This is a genomic window from Massilia sp. 9096, from assembly GCF_000745265.1.
Classification (GTDB): Bacteria; Pseudomonadota; Gammaproteobacteria; order Burkholderiales; family Burkholderiaceae_D; genus Telluria.
Genome location: NZ_JQNN01000001.1, coordinates 3,693,532 through 3,713,746, shown reverse-complemented (window position 1 = coordinate 3,713,746; position 20,215 = coordinate 3,693,532). Strand labels below are relative to the sequence as shown.

Sequence of the window (20,215 nt, the reverse complement as noted above, 5' to 3'; positions counted from 1 at the left end):
TCTTGAGAGCGCAAGCACAGGAGCCGCGATGGATTACCCGATGGATTACCATTTCAAGCCGGGCACGGCGCCGCTGCTGGTATCGATGCCCCACGTCGGCACCGACATCCCCGACGAGGTCGCAGGCAGCCTCGCGCCCTGTGCGTTCGTGCGCGCCGATACCGACTGGCACCTGGACAAGCTGTACGCCTTCGCCGAGGCACTCGGCGCGTCGACGCTGTCCGCGCGCTGGTCGCGCTATGTCATCGACCTGAACCGGCCGCCGGACGACACCAGCCTGTACCCGGGCCAGGACACCACCGGCCTGTGCCCGGTCGACACCTTCAACCGCGAGCGCCTGTACCAGGCCGGCCGCGAGCCGGACCGTTTCGAGGTCGAGCGGCGCCTGCAGCGCTACTGGCGGCCCTACCACGACCGGCTGCGCGCCGAACTCGATCGGCTGCTGGCGCTGCATGGCCGCGTGGTGCTGTGGGATGCCCATTCGATCGCCTCCAGGGTGCCGCGCTTTTTCGAGGGCCGCCTGCCCGACCTGAATTTCGGCACGGCCAGTCGCACCTCGTGCGCGCTTCAGTTCGAAGGCGCGATCATCCGCGCGGCCGAGGCGCAAAAGCGTTATGCCTTCGTGTTCAACGGCCGCTTCAAGGGTGGCCACATCACGCGCTTTTACGGCCGCCCGCAGGACGGCGTGCATGCGATCCAGCTCGAAATGTGCCAGGACCTGTACATGGACGAGACGCCGCCGTTCGACGATCGCCCGGAGCGCGTGGCCCACCTCGAACCGGTGCTGCGCCAGTTGCTCGGCGCGGCGCTGGACTGGGTGCGCGCGTGAGCGCAGCCGCGGACGCACGGGCGGGCGCGCTGTTCGCGCACCATGCGCTGCTGCCGCAGGGCTGGCGGCGCGACGTGCTGCTGGAGTGGAATGTGCACGGCGACCTGACCTCGGTGGCGCCCGATACCGCACGGACGGCGCAGACGGCGCAGGCCGCGCAGGCCGAGTATGTCCTGCCCGGCATGGTCAACCTGCACTCGCACGCCTTCCAGCGCGCCCTCGCTGGCCTGACCGAGCGCGCCGGTAGCGCATCGGGCAAAGCGGCTGGCAAAAGCGCGGACAGCTTCTGGACCTGGCGCGAGCTGATGTACCGCTTCGCCGGGCGCATCACGCCCGCGCAGATCGAGGCGATCGCGGCCCAGCTGTATGCCGAATGCCTGCGCCACGGCTACACGGCGATGTGCGAATTCCACTACATCCAGCGCGACGTCGACGGCGCGCCATATGCGCGCCCGGCGCACACCGCCGAACGCATCGCCGCAGCCGCACGCCAGACCGGCATCGGCCTGACGCTGCTGCCGGTGCTGTACGCCCATTCCGGTTTCAACGAGCAGCCGCTGATCGAGGCCCAGCGGCGCTTTCGCAGCGATCCCGAGTTCGTGCTGCGCGTCGTCGAGGCGCTCGAGGGCTTGCGCGGGCCGCAGCTGGAAGTCGGCGCGGCGCCGCATTCGCTGCGGGCGGCGTCGATGGCGCAAGTGCGCGAACTGGCGCAGGCGCTGCCGGCCGGACGGCCGCTGCACATCCACATCGCCGAGCAGCAACTGGAAGTCGACCAATGCCTGCAGGCGACCGGACGGCGCCCGGTCGATTACCTGTTCGACGAGATGCCGGTCGACGCGCGCTGGTGCCTGGTGCACGCGACCCATCTGTCGGCGTCCGAAGTCGCGCGCATCGCCGCGAGCGGCGCCGTCGCCGGCCTGTGCCCGACCACCGAGGCCAACCTGGGCGACGGCCTGTTCCCGCTGGAAGCCTTCCTGCAGGCCGGTGGACGCTTCGGCATCGGCAGCGACAGCCATGTGTCGCACAGCCCGGTCGAGGAACTGCGCTGGCTCGAATACGGCCAGCGCCTGCTGCACCGGCGCCGCAACATCGCGGTGACGGACAGGCAGCGCGACGTCGCGACGCTGCTGTGGCAGCGCGCGCTGCAGGGCGGGGCGCAGGCGAGCGGACGCCGCCTGGGCGCCCTGCAGCCAGGCTCGCGCGCCGATCTGCTGGTGCTCGACGCCGGCCACCCGAACCTGGACGGTGCGGCGCCAGGCGAGGTGCCCGGGCGCTTGCTGTTCTGCGGCAACGACAACCTGGTGCGCGACGTGCTCGCCGGCGGCGCCTGGGTGGTGCGTGACGGCCGCCACGTCGCCCAGGAGGAAATCGCACGGGATTACAAAATGGCGCTGCGTGCACTACGCGCTGCCTGAGTTTTGCTGCACAATGCGCGTGCGAACGCATTTCCCGACGATTGCCTGAGGTGCTTGCCATGACGATGTTGATTCCGTTTTCAGAACGCGTGCCGAAGCCATGGAAGAACGGCGGCGGCAGCACGACCGAGATCGCCGTGGTCCCGCCGGACGCGGGCTTCGAGGATTTCGATTGGCGCGTGAGCCTGGCCACGATCGCGGCCGACGGCCCGTTCTCGGTGTTCCCGGGCGTGGAGCGCACGCTGGCCCTGCTCGAAGGGCATGGCTTGACGCTCGAGATCGACGGCGAGCCGGCCCTGGTCTCGCGCGCCGAGCCGGTGGCCGCGTTCGATGGCGAATCCGAAGTCACGGCCAAGCTGAACCGCGGCCCGACGACCGACTTCAACGTGATGACGCGCCTGGACCGCTGCTACCACCGCTTCGGCCGGCGCAGCCTGGATGGCCCGTCCAGGTTCGTGGCGCGCGCCGACGTCACCGTGCTGTTCCTGGCCGAGGGCGAAAGCCTGGAGCTCGCCAGCGACGACAAGCGCGTCAACCTGGTGCGCTACGACGCCGTGCTGCTCGACCCGGGCACGACCTGGCAGCTGGACGCCGACCAGGGCACGATCTTCGTGGTCGACATCCATTACTACGACGACGAGCAGGACCTCGCAGACGAGGACATCGACTACGACGCCGAAGGGGACGAGGACGATGAGCATGACGGGCGCGCTGGTCGCGACTGAGCCCGCCGACCTGCTGTTCACGCACGCGCGCCTGGCAACGATGGCCGGCGGCGCGGACGACGGCTATGGCATCGTCGAGGACGGCGCGCTGGCGGTCAAGGACGGCCGCATCGCCTGGGCCGGTCCACGCGCGCACATCCCCGCCCACGCGCGCGCGGCTGCGCGCGCGCACGACTGCAAGGGCATGTGGCTCACGCCCGGCCTGGTCGACTGTCACACCCATATCGTCCATGCCGGCAACCGCAGCAACGAGTGGGAAGCGCGCCTGAACGGCGCCAGCTACGAAGACATCGCGCGCGAAGGCGGCGGCATCATGGCGACCGTGCGCGCGACCCGCGCCGCATCCGACGACGAGCTGCTGCGCCAGAGCCTGCCGCGCGTCCAGGCCTTGCTGGGGGAAGGCGTCACCACGCTCGAGATCAAGTCCGGCTACGGCCTCGACCTGGATACCGAAGCGAAGATGCTGCGCGTGGCGCGCCGCGTCGGCGATATCTTGCCGGTGAACGTCGCCACCACCTTCCTGGGCGCGCACGCGCTGCCGCCCGAATTCGCGGGCCGCGCCGACGCCTATATCGACGAGATCTGCGAACGCATGCTCCCCAGCCTGGCCGGGCAGGGGCTGGTCGACGCGGTCGACGCGTTTTGCGAGCGCATCGGCTTTAGCAACGCGCAGACCGCACGCGTGTTCGAAGCCGCGCGCGCGCTGGGCTTGAGCGTGAAACTGCACGCCGAGCAGCTGTCCGATCAGGGTGGCGCAGCGCTGGTGGCGCGTTTCCAGGGGCTGTCGGCCGACCACCTCGAATACCTGAGCCAGGCCGGCATCGACGCGATGGCGCGCGCCGGCACGGTGGCGGTGCTGCTGCCCGGCGCGTTTTATTTTTTGCGCGAGACGCAAACCCCGCCGCTGGCCGCCTTGCGCGCCGCCGGCGTGCCGCTGGCGCTGGCGACCGACTGCAATCCTGGCACTTCGCCGATGGCCTCGCTGCTGCTGGCGATGAACATGGCTTGCACGCTGTGGCGCATGACGCCGCTGGAAGCGCTGCGCGGCTGCACCGCCAACGCGGCGCATGCGCTCGGGCGCAGCGACATCGGCACGCTGGAGGTGGGAAAACGCGCCGACCTGGCGCTGTGGGACATCGCGCGGCCGGCCGACCTGGCGTATGCGATCGGCGCCAATCCCTGCCGGCTGGTGGTCAACGGCGGCGTGCCCCGCGCGCCCGGGGTCGAGCTGCCGGGCTGAACATGGCAGCGGGATCGGGTATGCTGGCGGCTCATCCGTCCATCCCCATTGGAGTTCCATGCCGAGGTTTGCCGCACTCGTATCCCTGCTCATTGCCTGCTGCATGGCCCTGGCCGCGCCGGCGCGTGCCGACGAGACCCTGCACGTCGGCTCCAAGCGCTTTACCGAGTCCTATATCCTCGGCGAAATCCTGACCCAGACCGCGGCCAAGGCCGGGCCGGCCGAGCATCGCCAGGGCCTGGGCAACACCGCCATCGTGCTCAGCGCATTGCGCTCCGGTGCGATCGACGTGTATCCGGAATACCTCGGCACCATCGACCAGGAAATCCTCAAGAACCCCCAGCCGACCTCGATGGACCAGATGCGCCAGCAGCTGCGCACGCTCGGGCTCGGTGTGGCGGTGCCGCTCGGCTTTTCCAACGGCTACGCGCTGGCCACGCGCGGCGATGCCGGCCTGACGACGCTGTCGCAGCTGGCGCACCGGCCGGACCTGAAGATCGGCCTGTCGCACGAATTCCTGGGGCGCCAGGATGGCTGGCCCGGCCTGGCGGCGCGCTACGGCATGCCGCAGCAGCCGCGCGGCCTGGACCACGGCATCGCCTACGAGGCGCTGGCGCAGCGCCAGGTCGACGCCATCGACATCTATTCGACCGACGCCAAGATCCGCCAGTACGGCCTGCGCGTGCTCAATGACGACTTGCATTATTTTCCGCGCTACGACGCCGTGCTGCTGTACCGCCTCGACCTGCCGCAGCGCCTGCCGCGCGCCTGGCAGGCCATCGAAAGCGTGCAGGGCACGATCCGCGAACAGGACATGATCGCGATGAATGCCCAGGCCGAGCTCGATGGCCGCAGTTTTGATGCCATCGCGCGCGATTGGATCGCCCACCATGCCGGCGGCCTCGCGCCCGCGTCCACGCCCGCTCACGCGCCCACGCGCGAGGGCTTGCTGGCCAAGACCTTCGGCAACGGCTTCGGCGCCCTGGCGCGCCAGCACCTGCTGCTGGTGCTGTTTGCCGTGCTGCTCGGCTGCGTGGCGGGTGTGCCGCTGGGCGTGCTGGCGGCGCTGGCGCCGCGCCTGCGCCAGCCGGTGCTGGCCCTGGCCGGCATGCTGCAGACCGTACCCTCGCTGGCGCTGCTGGCGATCCTGATTCCGCTGCTGGGGCGCATCGGCACCGTGCCGGCGCTGGTCGCCCTGTGCGCCTATGCGCTGCTGCCGATCGTGCGCAACACGTGTACGGGCCTGCTGCAGGTGCCGGCCGGCCTGCGCACGGCGGCGCTGGCGCTCGGCCTGAACCGGCGCCAGGCGCTGCTGCACGTCGAGCTGCCGCTGGCCGCGCCGGTGATCCTGGCCGGCATCAAGACCGCCGCCGTGATGAGCGTGGGCACGGCGACCATCGCCGCCTTCATCGGCGCCGGCGGCTTCGGCGAGCGCATCACCACCGGCCTGGCGCTGAACGACAACGACATGCTGCTGGCGGGCGCGATTCCAGCCGCCTTGCTGGCCTTGCTGACCCAGGCCGGTTTCGAGCTGTGCGAACGCGTGCTGGCGCGCAAGCGCGGCCTGCGCTGAAGAACCGGGCGGCTTACAGCGATTGCAGCCGCGCGCGTGTCGCGGAGATGGCGCGCAGGCGCTGACCGGTTTCATGCTGAAGTTCATGTCCGTGTCCTCGTGTGAGGCGACATTGTCGCTTGCGAGCTGAACTGTTGTATTTGTGCTCACTCAATCGTGCTCGGCACTACAACCGTTTGAACTGTGTTAGCGAGGTAAGCATTTGTAAGGAACTCTGCTCGGCAGGAAGGCGAGGGCTTATATTGGAACCGTTGGATTCAATCTCCCCTCCCCATCCGACGAATGGGTTCACCCACGGCGCTGCGATTCAGCCCCGTGGGTTTTTTCTTGCCAGCTTCTTTCAGCGATCAGGGTGCGACCTGCAGTACCGGGCGCAGCAGGATTTCCTCGACCAGCACGTTGGCCGGCTGCGCGAACGCGTACACCAGCGCCTGGGCCACGTCCTGGGCGCCGAGCGCGTCCAGTTTCTCGCGCCGTTCCTTGAGTGCATCGCTGACGTTCTGGCCGAACTCGGTCCAGACCGCGCCCGGCTCGATCACGGACACGCGGATGCGGTCCGGCCCGAGTTCCTTGCGCAGCGCATCGTGAAAGCCGATCACGGCGTATTTGGTGGCGCTGTAGACCGACCAGTTTTCCACGCCATAGCGGCCGCCGACGCTCGACACCGACGAGATCATCGCGCCCGGGCGGCCGCGCATCAGCGGAATCGCCGCCTGCGTGCAATGCAGGACGCCGTACAGGTTCACGTCGATCATCGTCTTCCAGTCCTCGGGAGAACTGTCGGCGAAGCGCGCGCTGATGCCCAGGCCGGCATTGTTGAACAGCAGGTCGAGGCCGCCGAATTGCGACTGTACCTGCGCGAACAGGGCTTGCACCTGGGCCGGATCGGTGACGTCGGCCTGTACCACGGTGACGGCCGCGCCCAGTTCTTGCGCCAGGGCCGCCAGGCGGTCGCCGCGGCGGGCGACCAGCACCACGTGCACGCCTTCTTCGGCCAGCAAGCGGGCGGCGGCCTGGCCGATGCCGCTCGAGGCGCCGGTAATGACGGCGATCTTGCCGCTCAGGTCTTGCATCTTCATAAGCGTTCCATGAAAGGGAAGGGGAACGCTTTTATAGCCGATCCGCCGGATCGGGCGCGCCGCGCAAGCGGCCCGGGATCAGTCGGCGGCCGCGCTTACTTCGCCGCGCTTACTTCGCAAGCGCCCTCAGCGGCTCGCCGGTGACGCGGCAGATGCGCCAGTCGGGCAGGATCTCGGCGCCCATGGTTTTGTAAAAATTGATCGCCGGCTCATTCCAGTCCAGCACCGACCACTCGAAGCGCCCGCAATTGCGCTCGACCGCCAGCTGGGCCAGGTGTTTCAGCATGCGGCTCCCGTAGCCTTTGCCGCGGTGCGCCTGGCGCACGTACAGGTCTTCGAGGTACAGGCCCTTCTTGGTCAGGAAGGTCGAGAAATTGTGGAAGAACAGCGCGAAGGTGACGACTTCGCCATCGGCCTCGCCGATGATGGCTTCGCAGGCCGGGCGCACGCCGAACAGGCCTTCGTGCAGCAGTTCTTCGGTCGCAACGACCATGTGCTCGAGTTTCTCGAACACGGCCAGCTCGACGATCATCGCGTGGATGTGGGCGACGTCGGCCGGGGTGGCGGGGCGGATGGCAAAGCGGGAAGAGTCAACGGTCATGGCGTGGTTTCGATTACATCGTTCAATTGTTCAACAGGCGGCGCCGGTTTGGTTTTCGGCGAGCGCACGGCCCAGGCGACGCTGCCCAGGCAGACCGCCATGCCCAGCCATTCGGCCGGCACCGGGCGATAATGTTCGAGTTTGATGGACAGCAGCACCGAGATCACCGGGTTGATCACGCCGACGTACACGGCCTTGCTCGAGCCGATCCGGTTGATCAGCGTGAAGTAGCAGACGAAAGCGACCACCGAGCCGAAGATCGCCAGGTGCAGCAGGCCCAGCACGTACGGCAGCGTGTGCGGCATGACGAAGCGCTGGCCGGTCAGCACGCAGAACAGCGCCACCATGCAGGTGCCCCAGAACATCGACCAGCCGGTGGTCAGCATCAGGTTGGTCGATTGCTCGCGCACCTTGCCGACCACGATGCTGCCGGCCGAGCTGGCGATCGAGGCGCAGATGCCGAGCGCCACGCCGAGGATGAAGTGGCCGTGGCCCTGTCCCTGGGTGAGTTCGCGCATGGCGGCGCCGATCGACTGCCAGAACAGCAGGACGACGCCGAGCATCGCGGCGGCGCCGGCGCCCCAGGTACGGCGCGCGATCGGCGTGCCGAAGGCGATGCGTGCGCAGATCGGCGTCCAGAACACCATCAGCGCAAACAGCACCGCGACCAGCGCCGACACCACGAACTGCTCTGCGTTGTAGGTGCAGACGTAGGACAGGCCGAAGGTGAAGAAGCCCTGCAGCAGGGTCCAGCGCTGCACGCGCCAGGGCAGCCAGAGCTTGTCGCCGCGCGCCAGGCACAGCGCAAACAGCGTGCTCGAGGCCAGCAGGAAACGATAGACGACCGATACCGCGGGCGGAATGTCGCCCAGCTGCAAGGTAATGGCCCAGAAAGTCGATCCCCAGATCAGGGATGCGATGGTGAACAGTGCGTAGGAAGGCATCGCGAAAGTATACCGTGCTTTCGCGCTTTCCCTGGAACATCATTTGGCGGCAAGGGCGCCTTTGCAACGGCGCGCGCCCGCGTGCCTACGCGGGCGCGTGAGAACGCGCGACGGCTTTTAGTGCGTTACGCGGGTGCGGCCGCTGCTCGGGTCGGTCAGCAGGCGCACGCGGTCGCCCGGACGGAACGGCTCGTCGGCCAGCTGGGTGATGGCGCGCAGTTCGCCGGTCTCCAGGCGGACCGTGATTTCCAGGCCAGGGCGGGTGTTGGCCTGGTTCTCGAGGCGGTTGCCGACCACGGCGCCGCCGATCGCGCCCAGGATGCCGACCGCAGCCGAGCCGTTGCCGTGACCGATCTCCGAGCCGGCCAGGCCGCCCAGCGCGGCGCCGCCGATGGTGCCGACGCCGCTGTCGCGGCCGGAGATGGCGACGTTGCGGATCGATTCGATCGTACCGATGCGCACGATCTGTTCGGCCTGGGTCTGGTTGGTGCTGTACACCTGGCCCGACGGGGCCGGATTGGCGCAGCCGGCCACGATGGCGGCGAGCACCGGAAGGACAAGAAGACGTTTCATGATGAGCTCCGTATCAGGGTATTGTCTGTTTGGCAGTGAATGCACTAGCTTAGCGCGTTCTGGACAAACCCTGCGGTACGCACGCACAAAGGTTCGGAATCAATATGTAATCTGTGTAACGAGTGGTTTCAAGACCACGTTCAGTAAGCCAGGTGCAGGCGCCGGTACAGGAAGCCGAGCACGAACAGCGGCCCGATCAGCAGGAAGCGCAGGTCGTCGAAAAAGGATGGCTTCCTGCCTTCGATTTTGTGGCCGATGAATTGCCCGATCCAGGCCAGCACGAAGATGGCGATCGACAGCGGCAGCACGGTGTAGGGCGGCATCGTCGCCAGCACGCCCAGCATCACCGCGCTGATCAAGAGCATGCCAAGGGCGAACGGGCGAGACAGGCGGAAATAATAGACCAGCGCCGCCAGGCAGGCGGCCAGCGCCGCGGCCGGGGCGATGACCCACAGGATGCCGAGCAGCGTGAACACGATCAGCGGAATGCAGACGAAGTGGATCAGCTCGTTGGTCGGATTGCGGTGGCTGTCGGCGTATCGGGCGAGCAGCGTGTCGATGGCGCGCGGCTGGGTCATCGCGGTCTCCTGCGTGTATTGTTTTCCAACGATTCTACACGCGCATCCCGCGCTTGCGGGCGCTTGTGGACGCTCAGGCGGCCAGCGCCGCCGGCTGCGCCTGGGGCAGCGCGTTCATGTGCATGTAGGGGTGGTTGGCGAACAATTCCGCGATCCATTCGACGAACACGCGCACCTTGGCCGACAGGTGGCGGTTCTGCGGATAGACGATGTGCACCGGCGTCGGCTCGCTGGTCCAGTCCGCCAACAGCCGCACCATGCGCCCGGCCGCCACGTGCTGGTCGAGCAGGTAGTCGGTCATCTGGATGATGCCCAGGCCGGCCAGGCCCGCGTGCACGTAGGCGTTGGAATCGTTCAGCGCGATCACGCCCGGCATCGGCACGACGATCTTATCGTCGCCGCGCTTGAAATCCCAGTCGTAGACCTTGCCGGTCTTGGCCGAGAAATAGTTGACGCAGCGATGGCGCGCCAGGTCGTCCGGATGCTTCGGCGTGCCGTAGCGCGCCAGGTAATCGGGCGCGGCCGCGGTGACGAAGTTGATGATGCCGACCCGGCGCGCGATCAGGCTGGTGTCGTACAGTTCGCCGCCGCGCACCGCGCAATCGACGCCTTCCTCGACCAGGTCGACCGGGCGGTCGGTGCTGCCCAGCTCCATCTGGATGTCGGGATAGCGCTCGAAGAAGCCGGGCAGGGCGGGAATCAGGATCTCGCTGGCCAGTCCGGTCGGCACGTCGACGCGCAGGCGGCCGCTGGGCGAGAGCCGGGTGCGCGACAGCGATTCCTCGGCGTCGCGCACGTCCGACAGGATGCGCACGCAGCGCTCGTAATAGGCTGCACCGTCGGTGGTGACGGTGACCGAGCGCGTGGTCCGGTGCAGCAGCTTGGCCGAGAGCGAGGTCTCGAGCGACTGGACCAGCGTCGAGACGGTGGCCTTGGGCAGCTGCATCAGGTCGGCCGCGCGGGTGAAGCTGCCGGCATCGACCACCTGCACGAAAACTTCCATTGCCTGAAATTTGTTCATGATTGGGATTGTTCAGCTGTCTGAATAATCAATTCGGTTTTGAGGTATTTATCAAATTCTAGCCGAGGTTTATAGTTTCGGTTATGGAAGCAATGATTATCGACATGGTGTCGACACAACAGGAAGGGGAGTGGATCATGAAACTGCATCGGGAAGCGATTGGCGCGGTGTTCGGCCTCGTGCTGGCCGTTGTGGCGATGGCCGGTACGATCCACACCGACCTGTACGTACAGGCCGCCGGCGCCGCCGCGCGCGGCGACCAGGCCCTGTTCCAGCCGGTAGTGCGCCCATGAACGCGCCCCAGACCGCAGCCCGGGCGTTTGCGCAAGACGCGCAGACGCTGAGCGTGCGTGAGCTGGAGGTGGTCGGCGCCGAAGGGCCGCTGGCGGCGCGCCTGTACAAGGCCGAGGCCGACGGCAAGCGCGACATCCTGATCGTGTTCTTCCATGGCGGCGGCTTCGTCGACGGCAACCTGGACGAGTCCGACAGCTTCCTGCGCCACCTGGCCGCGGCCAGCGGTTATCCGGTGGTGTTGTCGTCGAGCTACACGCTGGCGCCGGTCAAGCCGTTTCCGGCGGCGGTCGAGGACGCGCACGCCGTCCTGAACTGGGCCAGGAAGAACAAGGCCAAGCTCGGCTGGACCGGCAAGCGCCTGATCGTGGCCGGCATCGAGGCCGGCGCCAACCTGGCCGCCGTCTCGGCCCTGATGGCGCGCGACCGCGCCGGCCCGCAGCTGGCCGGGCAGATCCTGGTGATGCCGATGCTCGACCCAGGCCTGTCGACCTGCTCGATGCGCGAGATGCCGACTTGCACCGACCAGGCCAAGCTGGTCAACGAATGCGCGGCGGCCTACCGCGGCTACCTGCCGCATGCCGCCGACCGCAGCCACCCGTATGCCTCGCCGCTGCAATCGAGCCGGCTCAAGAATTTGCCGCCGGCCCTGATCCTGTCGACCGAGGACGATCCGCTGCGCGACGAGGCCGAAGCCTACGGCGCCAAGCTGATCAACGCGGGCGTACGCACGACCGTGCGGCGCCTGGAACCAACGCAGCTGGTGGACCCGAACGGGCGCAACCAGTGCGCCTGCCAGGGCCACGCGCTGGGCGAAATCGCCAGTTTCATCGCCGCACTCGACGGCAACGAGGCGCCGCCCGGCAGTGCGGCGTGATGAGCGTCGCCTGATTTTCTAGTTCTGCACCTACAACCATAACAGGCGTCCGATCAGGGCGCCGGAGACCTGTCTTTTCCTAAAAAAAACGCGGGAAAGGACTGCTTTCGTCCAACCATTAATAAATAGTCAATAATATCGGAGGGCTATCATGAAATCGATTCAACAACTGAGCACTGCGCTACGGCCGCTCGTGCTGGCCTTTGCTGCCGCCGGCGCGGTCGCCGCGCTGGCAGGCTGCTCGGACGCCACCGGCAAGGCCGCGCAAGCGCAGGCTGCTGCGGCGCCCCAGGCCGCGCCGGTGTCGGCCGCCGTGGTGGTCCAGAAGCCGGTCGCCGAGACCCAGGAATTCTCGGGCCGGCTGGAAGCCATCGACCGCGTCGAGATCCGTCCGCGCGTCTCCGGCTATATCACCGAGGTGGCGTTCACGCCCGGCGCGGAAGTCAGGAAGGGCCAGTTGCTGTTCGTGATCGACCCCCGTCCGTACCAGGCCGAGGCCGACCGCGCCGAAGCCGCCGCCAAGGCCGCGCGCGCCAAATCCGACCTCGCGCGCGTCGAGCTGAACCGCGCCGAGCGCCTGCTCGGCGACAAGGCGATCGCCCAGCGCGAATACGACGCCAGCGCCTCCGGCCAGAAGGAACTCGACGCCAACGCGCGCGCCGCCGAAGCGCAGGCCGCCGCGGCCCGCCTGAACCTGGCCTACACCCGCGTCACCGCGCCGATCGACGGGCGCGTCTCGAAGGCCGAGATCACGCTGGGCAACCTGGTCGATGCCTCGGCCGTGCTGACCTCGGTCGTCTCGCTCGACCGCATCTACGCCAGCTTCGACGGCGACGAAGGCACCTACCTGCGCGTCTCCAACCAGGCGCACAAGGGCGCGGCCGTGCCGGTGCAGGTCGGCCTGGCCAACGAAACCGGCTTCCCGCATGAAGGCAAGCTGGAATTCGTCGACAACCAGCTCGACGCCCGTACCGGCAGCGTGCGCATGCGCGCCGTGTTCGCCAACCGCGACGGCACCATGGCGCCCGGCCTGTTCGCGCGCGTGCAGATCGGCGGCGGCCAGGCCAAGGATGCCCTCCTGATCAACGACCGCGCCGTGAACACCGACCAGAGCCACAAGTTCGTGTATGTCGTCAGCGCCGACAACAAGGCCGAGTACCGGGCAGTCGAGCTCGGCCCGGTGATCGACGGCTTGCGCGTGGTGCGCTCGGGCCTGAAGCCGGGCGAGAAGATCGTCGTCGGCGGCCTGCAGCGCGTGCACCCGGGCGCCCCGGTGGCGCCGCAGGTGGTGCCGATGCTGGCCGCGTCGTCGCCCACGGCCGCCGACGCCAAAGTCGCCATGGCCGAAACGCACACGAAGGAATAACAAAAAATGAATATTTCACGCTTTTTCGTCGACAAGCCGATCTTCGCGGCGGTGTTGTCGGTCATCGTGTTCGTCGGCGGCCTGATCTCGATCTTCGCGCTGCCGATCTCGGAGTATCCGGAAGTGGTGCCGCCGTCGGTCGTGGTGCGCGCGCAGTATCCGGGCGCGAACCCGAAGGTCATCGCCGAAACCGTCGCCACGCCGATCGAGCAGGAGATCAACGGGGTCGAGAACATGCTATACATGACCTCGCAAAACACGTCCGATGGCGCGCTGCAGCTGACGGTGACCTTCAAGATCGGCACCGACGTCGAGCAGGCCGAGACGCAGGTGCAGAACCGCATCCAGCGTGCGCTGCCGCGCCTGCCGGACGAGGTGCGCCAGATCGGCGTCACCGCGGCCAAGAGCTCGCCCAACATCACGATGGTGGTGCACCTGCTGTCGCCGGACGGCCGCTATGACGACCTGTACCTGCGCAACTACGCGACGCTGAACGTCAAGGACCAGCTGGCGCGCATCAACGGCATGGGCGAAGTCCAGCTGTTCGGTTCGGGCGACTACGCGATGCGCGTCTGGCTCGACCCGCAGAAGGTCGCCGCACGCAACCTGACCGCCAGCGACGTCGTCAACGCGATCCGCGAACAGAACGTGCAGGTCGCGGCCGGCGTGGTCGGCCAGGGTCCGTCCAAGGACGCCGACTTCCAGCTGACCGTGAACACCCAGGGCCGCCTGCAATCGGTCGAGGAGTTCGGCAACATCGTCGTCGCCACCAATGCCGACGGCGCCACCACGCTGCTGAAGGACGTCGCACGCCTCGAGATGGGTTCCAACTCGTATGCGCTGCGCGCACTGCTGAACAACAAGTCGGCGGTCGCGATCCCGATCTTCCAGTCGCCGACGGCCAATGCGCTGCAGCTGTCCTCGGACGTGCGCGCCAAGATGGAAGAACTGTCCAAAGATTTTCCGGAAGGCGTCAAGTACGACATCGTATATGACCCGACCCAATTCGTGCGCGAGTCGATCCGCTCGGTCATCCACACCCTGTTCGAAGCGGTGGTGCTGGTGGCGATCGTGGTCATCGTGTTCCTGCAGACCTGGCGCGCATCCGTCATCCCGCTGCTGGCGGTGCCGGTGTCGGTGGTCGGTACCTTCGCCGTGATGCTGGCCTTCGGCTTCTCGATCAACACACTGTCGCTGTTCGGCCTGGTGCTGGCGATCGGTATCGTGGTCGACGACGCCATCGTGGTGGTCGAAAACGTCGAGCGCAACATCGAGAACGGCTTGTCGCCGCACGACGCGACCATCCAGGCGATGAAGGAAGTGTCGGGCCCGATCATCGCGATCGCGCTGGTGCTGTGCGCCGTGTTCGTGCCGATCGCGTTCGTGTCCGGCCTGACCGGCCAGTTCTACCGCCAGTTCGCGCTGACCATCGCGATCTCGACCGTGATCTCGGCATTCTGCTCGCTGACCCTGGCCCCGGCCCTGTCGGCCGTGCTGCTGCAGCCGCACCATGCACCGAAGGACCGCCTGACGCGCGCCATGGACTTTGTCTTCGGCCGCTTCTTCAAGGGCTTCAACCGCGTGTTCCACCGCTCCTCGCACGCCTACGAAGGCGGCGTGAACGGCGTCCTGAAGCGCAAGAGCGCCGCGCTGGGCGTGTATGCCCTGCTGGCGATCGCCGGTATCTTCATGTTCAAGGTGGTGCCGCCGGGCTTCGTGCCGTCGCAGGACAAGGCTTACCTGATCGGCTTCGCGCAGCTGCCGGACGCCGCCTCGCTGGACCGCACCGACACCGTGATCCGCAAGATGTCGGACGCCGCCGCCAAGATCCCGGGCGTGGACTCGTCGGTCTCGTTCCCGGGCCTGTCGATCAACGGCTTCACCAACGCGCCGAACGCCGGCATCGTGTTCGTCACGCTGAAGGACTTCGACCAGCGCAAGGGCAAGGAGCAGAGCGCCGACGCCATCGCGGCCGAGGTCAACAAGCGCATGGGCGCGATCGAAGACGCCTTCGTGATGGTGCTGCCGCCGCCGCCGGTCAACGGCCTGGGCACCACCGGCGGCTTCAAGATGATGATCGAAGACCGCGCCAACGTCGGCTACGACGCGCTGTACCAGGCTATCCAGACGATCCAGGCCAAGGCCGCCCAGGATCCGCGCCTGGTGGGCGTGTTCTCGGGCTACCAGATCAACGTGCCGCAGCTGTTCGCCGACGTCGACCGCGTGAAAGCCAAGCAGCTCGGCGTGCCGCTGGCCGAGATCAACCAGGCCTTGCAGATCAACCTGGGTTCGCTGTACGTGAACGACTTCAACCAGTTCGGCCGTACCTACCAGGTGCGCGTGCAGGCTGACGCGCAGTTCCGTTCGCAGCGCGAGCAGATCGCCCAGCTGAAGGTCCGCAACAACAAGGGCGAGATGATCCCGCTGTCCTCGCTCATGACGATCAAGGACACCTATGGCCCGGACCGCGTGCAGCGCTACAACGGCTACGTCGCCGCCGAACTGAATGGCGGACCGGCGCCGGGCGTGTCGTCGGGCCAGGCCCAGGCCGCGCTCGAGCAGATCGTGCGCGAGAACCTGCCGAAGGGGATCGGCTACGAATGGACCGACCTGACCTACCAGGACATCCTGTCCGGTAACACCATGATGTACGTGTTCCCGCTGTGCGTGCTGCTGGTGTTCCTGGTGCTGGCCGCGCAGTACGAAAGCTGGACGCTGCCGCTGGCCGTGATCCTGATCGTGCCGATGTCGATCCTGTGCGCGCTGATCGGCGTGAAGCTGACCGGCGGCGACAACAACGTCTTCACCCAGATCGCGCTGTTCGTGCTGGTCGGCCTGGCCTCGAAGAACGCGATCCTGATCGTGGAATTCGCCGTCGAGCTGGAACACCACGGCCGCAGCATCGTCGCCGCGGCGCTGGAAGCCTGCCGCCTGCGTCTGCGTCCGATCCTGATGACCTCGATCGCGTTCATCATGGGCGTGGTGCCGCTGGTGTTCTCGCACGGCGCCGGCGCCGAGATGCGCCACGCGATGGGTGTGGCGGTGTTCGCCGGCATGCTGGGCGTGACCTTCTTCGGCCTGTTCCTGACGCCGGTGTTCTACGTGCTGCTGCGTACGCTGGCCAAGCGTTTCGAACGTCCCAAGCACGCCCCCGCGCATGCGCATGACGCGGGCCCGCGCGCGGGCGCGGACGACCACACCCCGGCACTCGGAGGACAGCAATGATGAGCAAGACCATGATCGCAAGGGGCGTGGCTCCACTGTTGGCGGCCCTGCTGCTGAGTGCCTGCGCCGCGCCCGACTTCAAGCAGCCGGCGGTCGCGACCCCGACTGCCTTCAAGGAACTGCAGACGCCGCCGGCCACCGCCACGGTCGATGAGGTGCGCAGCGCACCGGACGGCACGACCTGGCAGCCGGCCCGCGCGGCCGAAGCCCAGCCGCGCGGCGAATGGTGGCGCGCCTTCAACGACGAGGCCTTGAACAGCCTGGTCGCCCAGGCCGCCGCCAACAACCAGAACCTGGTGGTGGCCGCGGCGCGCGTGAAGCAGGCGCGCGCCGTCGCCGGCATCGCCGAAGCCGACCGCATTCCGCAGGTCGGCCTGAACGTCGGCGCCCAGCGCGAACGCCTGTCGCCGGTGGAAGCCGCGCTGGCGCCGGGGTCGCCGGTGGCGCCGCTGACGGCCTACCAGGCCAAGCTGTCGGCCAGCTACGAGGTCGACCTGTTCGGCCGCGTGTCTTCCAACGTGGCCGCGGCGCGCGGCGATGCCGGCGCGGTCGAGGCGACCTACCGCTCGGTGCTGCTGTCGCTGCAGGCCGACGTGGCGCAGAACTACTTCCGCCTGCGCTCGCTGGACGCCGAGATCGACACCGTCACCCAGACCGTGCGCCTGCGCGAGGAAAGCGTGCGCATCACCCAGCACCGCTTCGACGAAGGCGACATCGGCGAATTCGACCTGGCGCGCGCCAAGACCGAACTGTCGACCGCACGCGCCGAGGCGATCGGCCTGCAGCGCCAGCGCGCCAGCAGCGAACATGCGCTGGCCGTGCTGCTGGGCCAGGCGCCGGCCAGCTTCAGCGAGCCGGTCAAGCCGCTGCTGGAGTCCGATGCGCTGCCGGTGATCCCGGCCGGCATGCCATCGAGCCTGCTCGAGCGCCGTCCCGACATCGCGGCGGCCCAGCGCAACATGGAAGCGACCAATGCCCGCATCGGCGTGGCGCGCTCGGCGATGTTCCCGGCGCTGACCCTGTCCGCCGCCGGCGGCGGGGTCGGCACCAGCATGGCCGAGGTGTTCAAGTGGACCAGCCGCTCCTGGCTGCTGGGCGCCGGCCTGGCGCTGCCGATCATCGACGGCGGCCGCAACCGCAACAACGTGGTGCGCAGCGAAGCCGCGCTCGACGAGGCGGTCGGCAACTACCGCGAGAGCGTGCTGAACGCCTTCGCCGAGGTCGAGGACAACCTGTCGGGCCTGCGCGTGCTGGCCGGGCAGGGCGTCGAGCTGGACCAGGCGGTGGTGTCGGCGCGCCGCTCGGCCGACCTGGCCCAGAAACTGTACGACGCCGGCCGCTCGAGCTATCTGGAACTGCTCGACGCCCAGCGCAACCTGGCGACGGTGCAGCGCAACGCGGTGCAGCTGCGCGGCGAGCGCGCCCTGACCACCGTGGCGCTGATCCGCGCGCTGGGCGGCGGCTGGGATGCGCCGCAGGCGGCGGTGGCGCAGGCCGCGTCCATCGGAGCGAACACGCAGGCGAGGAACTGACCCCGGCCTGAAACGATTGTCTGTCCCTGGCTGCTTTTCAAGGTGGCCCTTTGCGGCGACGTGCGCGAGCATGTCGCCGCTTTTTTATTACAATCGGCGCATGCCGAATTCAGCTTCCACTTCCGCCTCATCGCCCGTCGCGTCGCCGCTGCTCATCGGCCTGGCGCCGGTCATCGCCGCGGATACGCGCATCCTCATCCTGGGCAGTTTTCCGGGCGCGCAGTCGCTGGCGGCGCAGCAGTACTACGCCCATCCGCGCAACCAGTTCTGGAAACTGGTCGGCGCGCTGGTCGAAGAAGACCTGTATCGCCTGCCGTACGACGAGCGCCTGCCGCGCCTGCTGGCGCACGGCTTCGGCCTGTGGGACGTGCTGGCCGCCTGCGAGCGCGAAGGCAGCCTCGATTCGGCGATCCGCAAGCCGGCCGCCAACGATTTCGACCGGCTGCGCCATCTGTGCCCGCAGCTCGAGACGGTCGGGTTCAACGGGCAGGCATCGGGCAAGTTCGCGCCGCAGTTTGCCGAGGCAGGGTATCGGACGGTGGTGCTTCCATCATCATCGCCGGCGCACATGGCGATGACGTTCGAGCAAAAGCTGGACGTGTGGCGGCGATTGGTAGAGAAAACTGAATCCGACTGAGTATCCTTGGCTCTACGGCGAAGGCGAGATGCGAACAAAGTGCTGGCCGTCGAAATCATAATAATGAACTTCGCTTCCAGCGCCTTTTTCGTTCAGGCTGCCGTGCACGATCAGCAACTGGCTGTCGGCCCGATACTCGAGCGGTTCCGTGATCTCGAGATTCCAGCAGCAGACCGTGAAAGGCATCCAGATTACTGTCCCGGTCTTGGCGTCGATCGCCGCGCCCATGACGCAGGAGGCGCCGCAGCCCCACACAGTCAAGATGTAGCGGCCAGAAAAATTGACGTCCTGGTGGGATGCGATGCGCAATTGGCTCGCGTACAGACGGCTTTTCGCCGCTTGAAGACGGACGCTCGCATGTTGTCCGGTATAAGAGACCGCTGGAAAGTCCTTGAAGCGCGGTGCTGCCGAGACCTGGGCGGCAGAGAGCGCCAGCAGCGCAAAAAGTATTCTGCTTGCGTTCATTTCAATACCAATGATGTTGCTGCCAGAACGCTTTGGCGGCGCTCGCAGAGTGGTAACGGCCGATGACGTAACGAATGCCGCCCTGACACTCTTCGACAGGATTTCCAAAGGAGCGTTCACCTTGCGCGTTCAAGCCGTATTGTGCGCGCAATAGTTGAAAAAGGCCGCGTGCTGTCGAACGATGATTTCGCACCCCTGCACTTCCACTTGATTCCTGCGCAATGATCCAGAGCAGATCGTCGTATTGGCTGAGCGGAACGTTCTCCAGTCGCATTGCTTCTCGAAGCGCAAACTGTATTTGGACGGGGACGACGGATGCGTCCTTTTCTTCCCATGTGGGGGGTGCTGCGTGGTGCGCGTGGCGTCGAGGCGGCCGTGTCGATCTGCTGGTAGAGTAAGAGCGATTCGTCGCTGACATGGCATCTCCAGTTCGGCGTCGGGTTTGACTTGCCTTGGGATAGTAGTTACTGGTGGCAACGTCGCATTGATGTAAGTCTTTCTTTATTCAGTTAATACTTGGCAAAGATTTTGGTCTACTGGCCGAGCAGAACACCCCTGTTCCAGTCGCCTTCGTTATCTTTACAGGTATTTGTGCGCCGCACAGAGGAATGTGGTACACTCTGTGAGTCGGCAAGGTCACGTGACGTTGTCGTTCTCCAGCGCAAGCAGGGCGCCACGTGCGATGGCGCCGGCACACAAGCCGCTCGAGATGTCATTCCAATCTCAGTCGGTTCACACGATGGAAGCACTCCGCAGATAGCGTTGGCGCCCATGGCCCGGCACCTTGCAGATAGCAAGGGCTGGCGCGGCCATTGATACTTGGTCTCACATTGAAACGAAGCCCGCAGCGAGCGGGCTTTTTTTTCGTCATTCACCGGAGCACCAATATGTCCAAAGAAGAACTGATCGAAATGAATGGCGTCGTCGCCGAAGTGCTGCCCGATTCGCGCTTTCGCGTCGATTGCGAGAACGGCCACAAGCTGATCGCCTACACCTCGGGCAAGATGCGCAAGAACCACATCCGCATCCTGGCCGGCGACCAGGTCAGCCTCGAGCTGTCGCCGTACGACTTGAGCAAGGGCCGCATCACGTTCCGCCACATCGAAAACCGCGGCAGCGCGCCGCGCACCGGCTATCGTGGCAAACGCTGAGCCATATTTTTCCTGCAGACACCTCTTTTTTTCTGGCGCAACGTCCCTATATTGAGTTCATCCCCGAATTCATGGCGCCAGGCAGCAGCAGGC

At 66.8% G+C, this 20,215-nt stretch carries 20 protein-coding genes; 12 read left to right on the top strand and 8 right to left on the bottom strand.

Annotated features, from left to right (window positions below; all coding sequences use genetic code 11):
• Positions 1–40: 40 nt before the first annotated feature.
• The 5 genes from hutG to FA90_RS15920 are packed head-to-tail and all read left to right on the top strand — an operon-like array spanning position 41 to position 5,782.
• Complete coding sequence (hutG, locus tag FA90_RS15940) at positions 41–829, top strand: N-formylglutamate deformylase (protein ID WP_036175992.1); 789 nt, start codon at positions 41–43, stop codon at positions 827–829.
• Entirely contained in the window at positions 826–2,244 is a 1,419-nt protein-coding gene (locus FA90_RS15935; protein ID WP_036170303.1) for a formimidoylglutamate deiminase, read from the top strand. Before hutG ends, FA90_RS15935 begins: the two co-directional genes overlap by 4 nt.
• Before the next feature lie 59 nt (positions 2,245–2,303).
• Positions 2,304–2,969, top strand: a complete 666-nt coding sequence (locus FA90_RS15930) for a HutD family protein (RefSeq protein ID WP_051971851.1) — start codon at positions 2,304–2,306, stop codon at positions 2,967–2,969.
• Positions 2,938–4,209, top strand: a complete 1,272-nt coding sequence (gene hutI / locus FA90_RS15925; RefSeq protein WP_373994614.1) for an imidazolonepropionase — start codon at positions 2,938–2,940, stop codon at positions 4,207–4,209. The genes FA90_RS15930 and hutI overlap by 32 nt, the downstream gene beginning before the upstream one ends.
• Positions 4,210–4,267: 58 nt before the next feature.
• A complete protein-coding gene (locus FA90_RS15920; RefSeq protein ID WP_036170298.1) occupies positions 4,268–5,782 on the top strand; it encodes a glycine betaine ABC transporter substrate-binding protein in 1,515 nt (504 codons plus the stop codon).
• Between the two features lie 347 nt (positions 5,783–6,129).
• On the opposite strand, the gene FA90_RS15915 is transcribed toward FA90_RS15920, so the two are convergent.
• The 6 genes from FA90_RS15915 to FA90_RS15890 form a co-directional block, all read right to left on the bottom strand.
• Complete coding sequence (locus tag FA90_RS15915; RefSeq protein WP_036170295.1) at positions 6,130–6,861, bottom strand: SDR family oxidoreductase; 732 nt, start codon at positions 6,859–6,861, stop codon at positions 6,130–6,132.
• Positions 6,862–6,970: 109 nt separating this feature from the next.
• A complete protein-coding gene (locus FA90_RS15910) occupies positions 6,971–7,462 on the bottom strand; it encodes a GNAT family N-acetyltransferase (RefSeq protein WP_036170294.1) in 492 nt (163 codons plus the stop codon).
• The gene (locus FA90_RS15905) at positions 7,459–8,406 is read right to left on the bottom strand and encodes a DMT family transporter (RefSeq protein WP_036170292.1); all 948 of its coding nucleotides are present in this window, start codon (positions 8,404–8,406) and stop codon (positions 7,459–7,461) included. The genes FA90_RS15910 and FA90_RS15905 overlap by 4 nt, the downstream gene beginning before the upstream one ends.
• A 117-nt stretch (positions 8,407–8,523) precedes the next feature.
• The gene (locus tag FA90_RS15900; protein WP_036170291.1) at positions 8,524–8,979 is read right to left on the bottom strand and encodes a glycine zipper 2TM domain-containing protein; all 456 of its coding nucleotides are present in this window, start codon (positions 8,977–8,979) and stop codon (positions 8,524–8,526) included.
• A 140-nt stretch (positions 8,980–9,119) separates the two neighbouring features.
• Complete coding sequence (locus FA90_RS15895; protein ID WP_036170289.1) at positions 9,120–9,557, bottom strand: DUF962 domain-containing protein; 438 nt, start codon at positions 9,555–9,557, stop codon at positions 9,120–9,122.
• A gap of 73 nt (positions 9,558–9,630) precedes the next feature.
• The gene (locus FA90_RS15890) at positions 9,631–10,578 is read right to left on the bottom strand and encodes a LysR family transcriptional regulator (RefSeq protein ID WP_036170287.1); all 948 of its coding nucleotides are present in this window, start codon (positions 10,576–10,578) and stop codon (positions 9,631–9,633) included.
• Between the two features lie 137 nt (positions 10,579–10,715).
• On the opposite strand from FA90_RS15890, the gene FA90_RS15885 reads away from it, so the two are divergent.
• The 6 genes from FA90_RS15885 to FA90_RS15860 all read left to right on the top strand — a co-directional run bounded on the left by FA90_RS15885 (position 10,716) and on the right by FA90_RS15860 (position 18,506).
• Positions 10,716–10,871 carry a hypothetical protein gene (locus FA90_RS15885; RefSeq protein ID WP_156116732.1) on the top strand — a complete coding sequence of 52 codons (156 nt, stop codon included), beginning with the start codon at positions 10,716–10,718 and terminating at the stop codon, positions 10,869–10,871.
• Positions 10,868–11,746 (top strand): alpha/beta hydrolase, encoded by an 879-nt coding sequence (locus FA90_RS15880; protein ID WP_051971850.1) that lies wholly within the window; start codon positions 10,868–10,870, stop codon positions 11,744–11,746. The genes FA90_RS15885 and FA90_RS15880 overlap by 4 nt, the downstream gene beginning before the upstream one ends.
• Positions 11,747–11,897: 151 nt before the next feature.
• A complete protein-coding gene (locus tag FA90_RS15875) occupies positions 11,898–13,112 on the top strand; it encodes an efflux RND transporter periplasmic adaptor subunit (RefSeq protein WP_036170275.1) in 1,215 nt (404 codons plus the stop codon).
• A gap of 6 nt (positions 13,113–13,118) precedes the next feature.
• Complete coding sequence (locus FA90_RS15870) at positions 13,119–16,337, top strand: efflux RND transporter permease subunit (protein WP_051971849.1); 3,219 nt, start codon at positions 13,119–13,121, stop codon at positions 16,335–16,337.
• Positions 16,337–17,869 carry an efflux transporter outer membrane subunit gene (locus FA90_RS15865; protein ID WP_051971848.1) on the top strand — a complete coding sequence of 511 codons (1,533 nt, stop codon included), beginning with the start codon at positions 16,337–16,339 and terminating at the stop codon, positions 17,867–17,869. The genes FA90_RS15870 and FA90_RS15865 overlap by 1 nt, the downstream gene beginning before the upstream one ends.
• 100 nt (positions 17,870–17,969) lie before the next feature.
• Positions 17,970–18,506 carry a DNA-deoxyinosine glycosylase gene (locus FA90_RS15860; RefSeq protein ID WP_036175980.1) on the top strand — a complete coding sequence of 179 codons (537 nt, stop codon included), beginning with the start codon at positions 17,970–17,972 and terminating at the stop codon, positions 18,504–18,506.
• A 12-nt stretch (positions 18,507–18,518) separates the two neighbouring features.
• Here FA90_RS15860 and FA90_RS15855 read toward each other — a convergent pair whose 3' ends face one another.
• Together FA90_RS15855 and FA90_RS25785 are read right to left on the bottom strand one after the other, a co-directional pair.
• Positions 18,519–18,971: a hypothetical protein gene (locus FA90_RS15855; RefSeq protein WP_051971847.1), complete on the bottom strand. Its 453-nt coding sequence runs from the start codon at positions 18,969–18,971 to the stop codon at positions 18,519–18,521.
• 1 nt (position 18,972) lies between these two features.
• Positions 18,973–19,245, bottom strand: a complete 273-nt coding sequence (locus tag FA90_RS25785) for a hypothetical protein (RefSeq protein ID WP_239700768.1) — start codon at positions 19,243–19,245, stop codon at positions 18,973–18,975.
• A 613-nt stretch (positions 19,246–19,858) separates the two neighbouring features.
• Here FA90_RS25785 and infA point away from each other — a divergent pair.
• On the top strand, positions 19,859–20,122 hold the full coding sequence (gene infA / locus FA90_RS15850; RefSeq protein WP_036170273.1) for a translation initiation factor IF-1: 264 nt from the start codon (positions 19,859–19,861) through the stop codon (positions 20,120–20,122).
• Positions 20,123–20,215 lie beyond the last annotated feature (93 nt).

Bases quoted from the DNA above. Each gene is read 5' to 3' on its own strand.
- hutG (WP_036175992.1), top strand. From the start codon at position 41: ATGGATTACCATTTCAAGCCGGGCACGGCGCCGCTGCTGGTATCGATG.
- FA90_RS15930 (WP_051971851.1), top strand. From the start codon at position 2,304: ATGACGATGTTGATTCCGTTTTCAGAACGCGTGCCGAAGCCATGGAAG.
- hutI (WP_373994614.1), top strand. From the start codon at position 2,938: ATGAGCATGACGGGCGCGCTGGTCGCGACTGAGCCCGCCGACCTGCTG.
- FA90_RS15920 (WP_036170298.1), top strand. From the start codon at position 4,268: ATGCCGAGGTTTGCCGCACTCGTATCCCTGCTCATTGCCTGCTGCATG.
- FA90_RS15915 (WP_036170295.1), bottom strand. From the start codon at position 6,861: ATGAAGATGCAAGACCTGAGCGGCAAGATCGCCGTCATTACCGGCGCC.
- FA90_RS15910 (WP_036170294.1), bottom strand. From the start codon at position 7,462: ATGACCGTTGACTCTTCCCGCTTTGCCATCCGCCCCGCCACCCCGGCC.
- FA90_RS15905 (WP_036170292.1), bottom strand. From the start codon at position 8,406: ATGCCTTCCTACGCACTGTTCACCATCGCATCCCTGATCTGGGGATCG.
- FA90_RS15900 (WP_036170291.1), bottom strand. From the start codon at position 8,979: ATGAAACGTCTTCTTGTCCTTCCGGTGCTCGCCGCCATCGTGGCCGGC.
- FA90_RS15895 (WP_036170289.1), bottom strand. From the start codon at position 9,557: ATGACCCAGCCGCGCGCCATCGACACGCTGCTCGCCCGATACGCCGAC.
- FA90_RS15890 (WP_036170287.1), bottom strand. From the start codon at position 10,578: ATGAACAAATTTCAGGCAATGGAAGTTTTCGTGCAGGTGGTCGATGCC.
- FA90_RS15885 (WP_156116732.1), top strand. From the start codon at position 10,716: ATGAAACTGCATCGGGAAGCGATTGGCGCGGTGTTCGGCCTCGTGCTG.
- FA90_RS15880 (WP_051971850.1), top strand. From the start codon at position 10,868: ATGAACGCGCCCCAGACCGCAGCCCGGGCGTTTGCGCAAGACGCGCAG.
- FA90_RS15875 (WP_036170275.1), top strand. From the start codon at position 11,898: ATGAAATCGATTCAACAACTGAGCACTGCGCTACGGCCGCTCGTGCTG.
- FA90_RS15870 (WP_051971849.1), top strand. From the start codon at position 13,119: ATGAATATTTCACGCTTTTTCGTCGACAAGCCGATCTTCGCGGCGGTG.
- FA90_RS15865 (WP_051971848.1), top strand. From the start codon at position 16,337: ATGAGCAAGACCATGATCGCAAGGGGCGTGGCTCCACTGTTGGCGGCC.
- FA90_RS15860 (WP_036175980.1), top strand. From the start codon at position 17,970: ATGCCGAATTCAGCTTCCACTTCCGCCTCATCGCCCGTCGCGTCGCCG.
- FA90_RS15855 (WP_051971847.1), bottom strand. From the start codon at position 18,971: ATGAACGCAAGCAGAATACTTTTTGCGCTGCTGGCGCTCTCTGCCGCC.
- FA90_RS25785 (WP_239700768.1), bottom strand. From the start codon at position 19,245: ATGCGACTGGAGAACGTTCCGCTCAGCCAATACGACGATCTGCTCTGG.
- infA (WP_036170273.1), top strand. From the start codon at position 19,859: ATGTCCAAAGAAGAACTGATCGAAATGAATGGCGTCGTCGCCGAAGTG.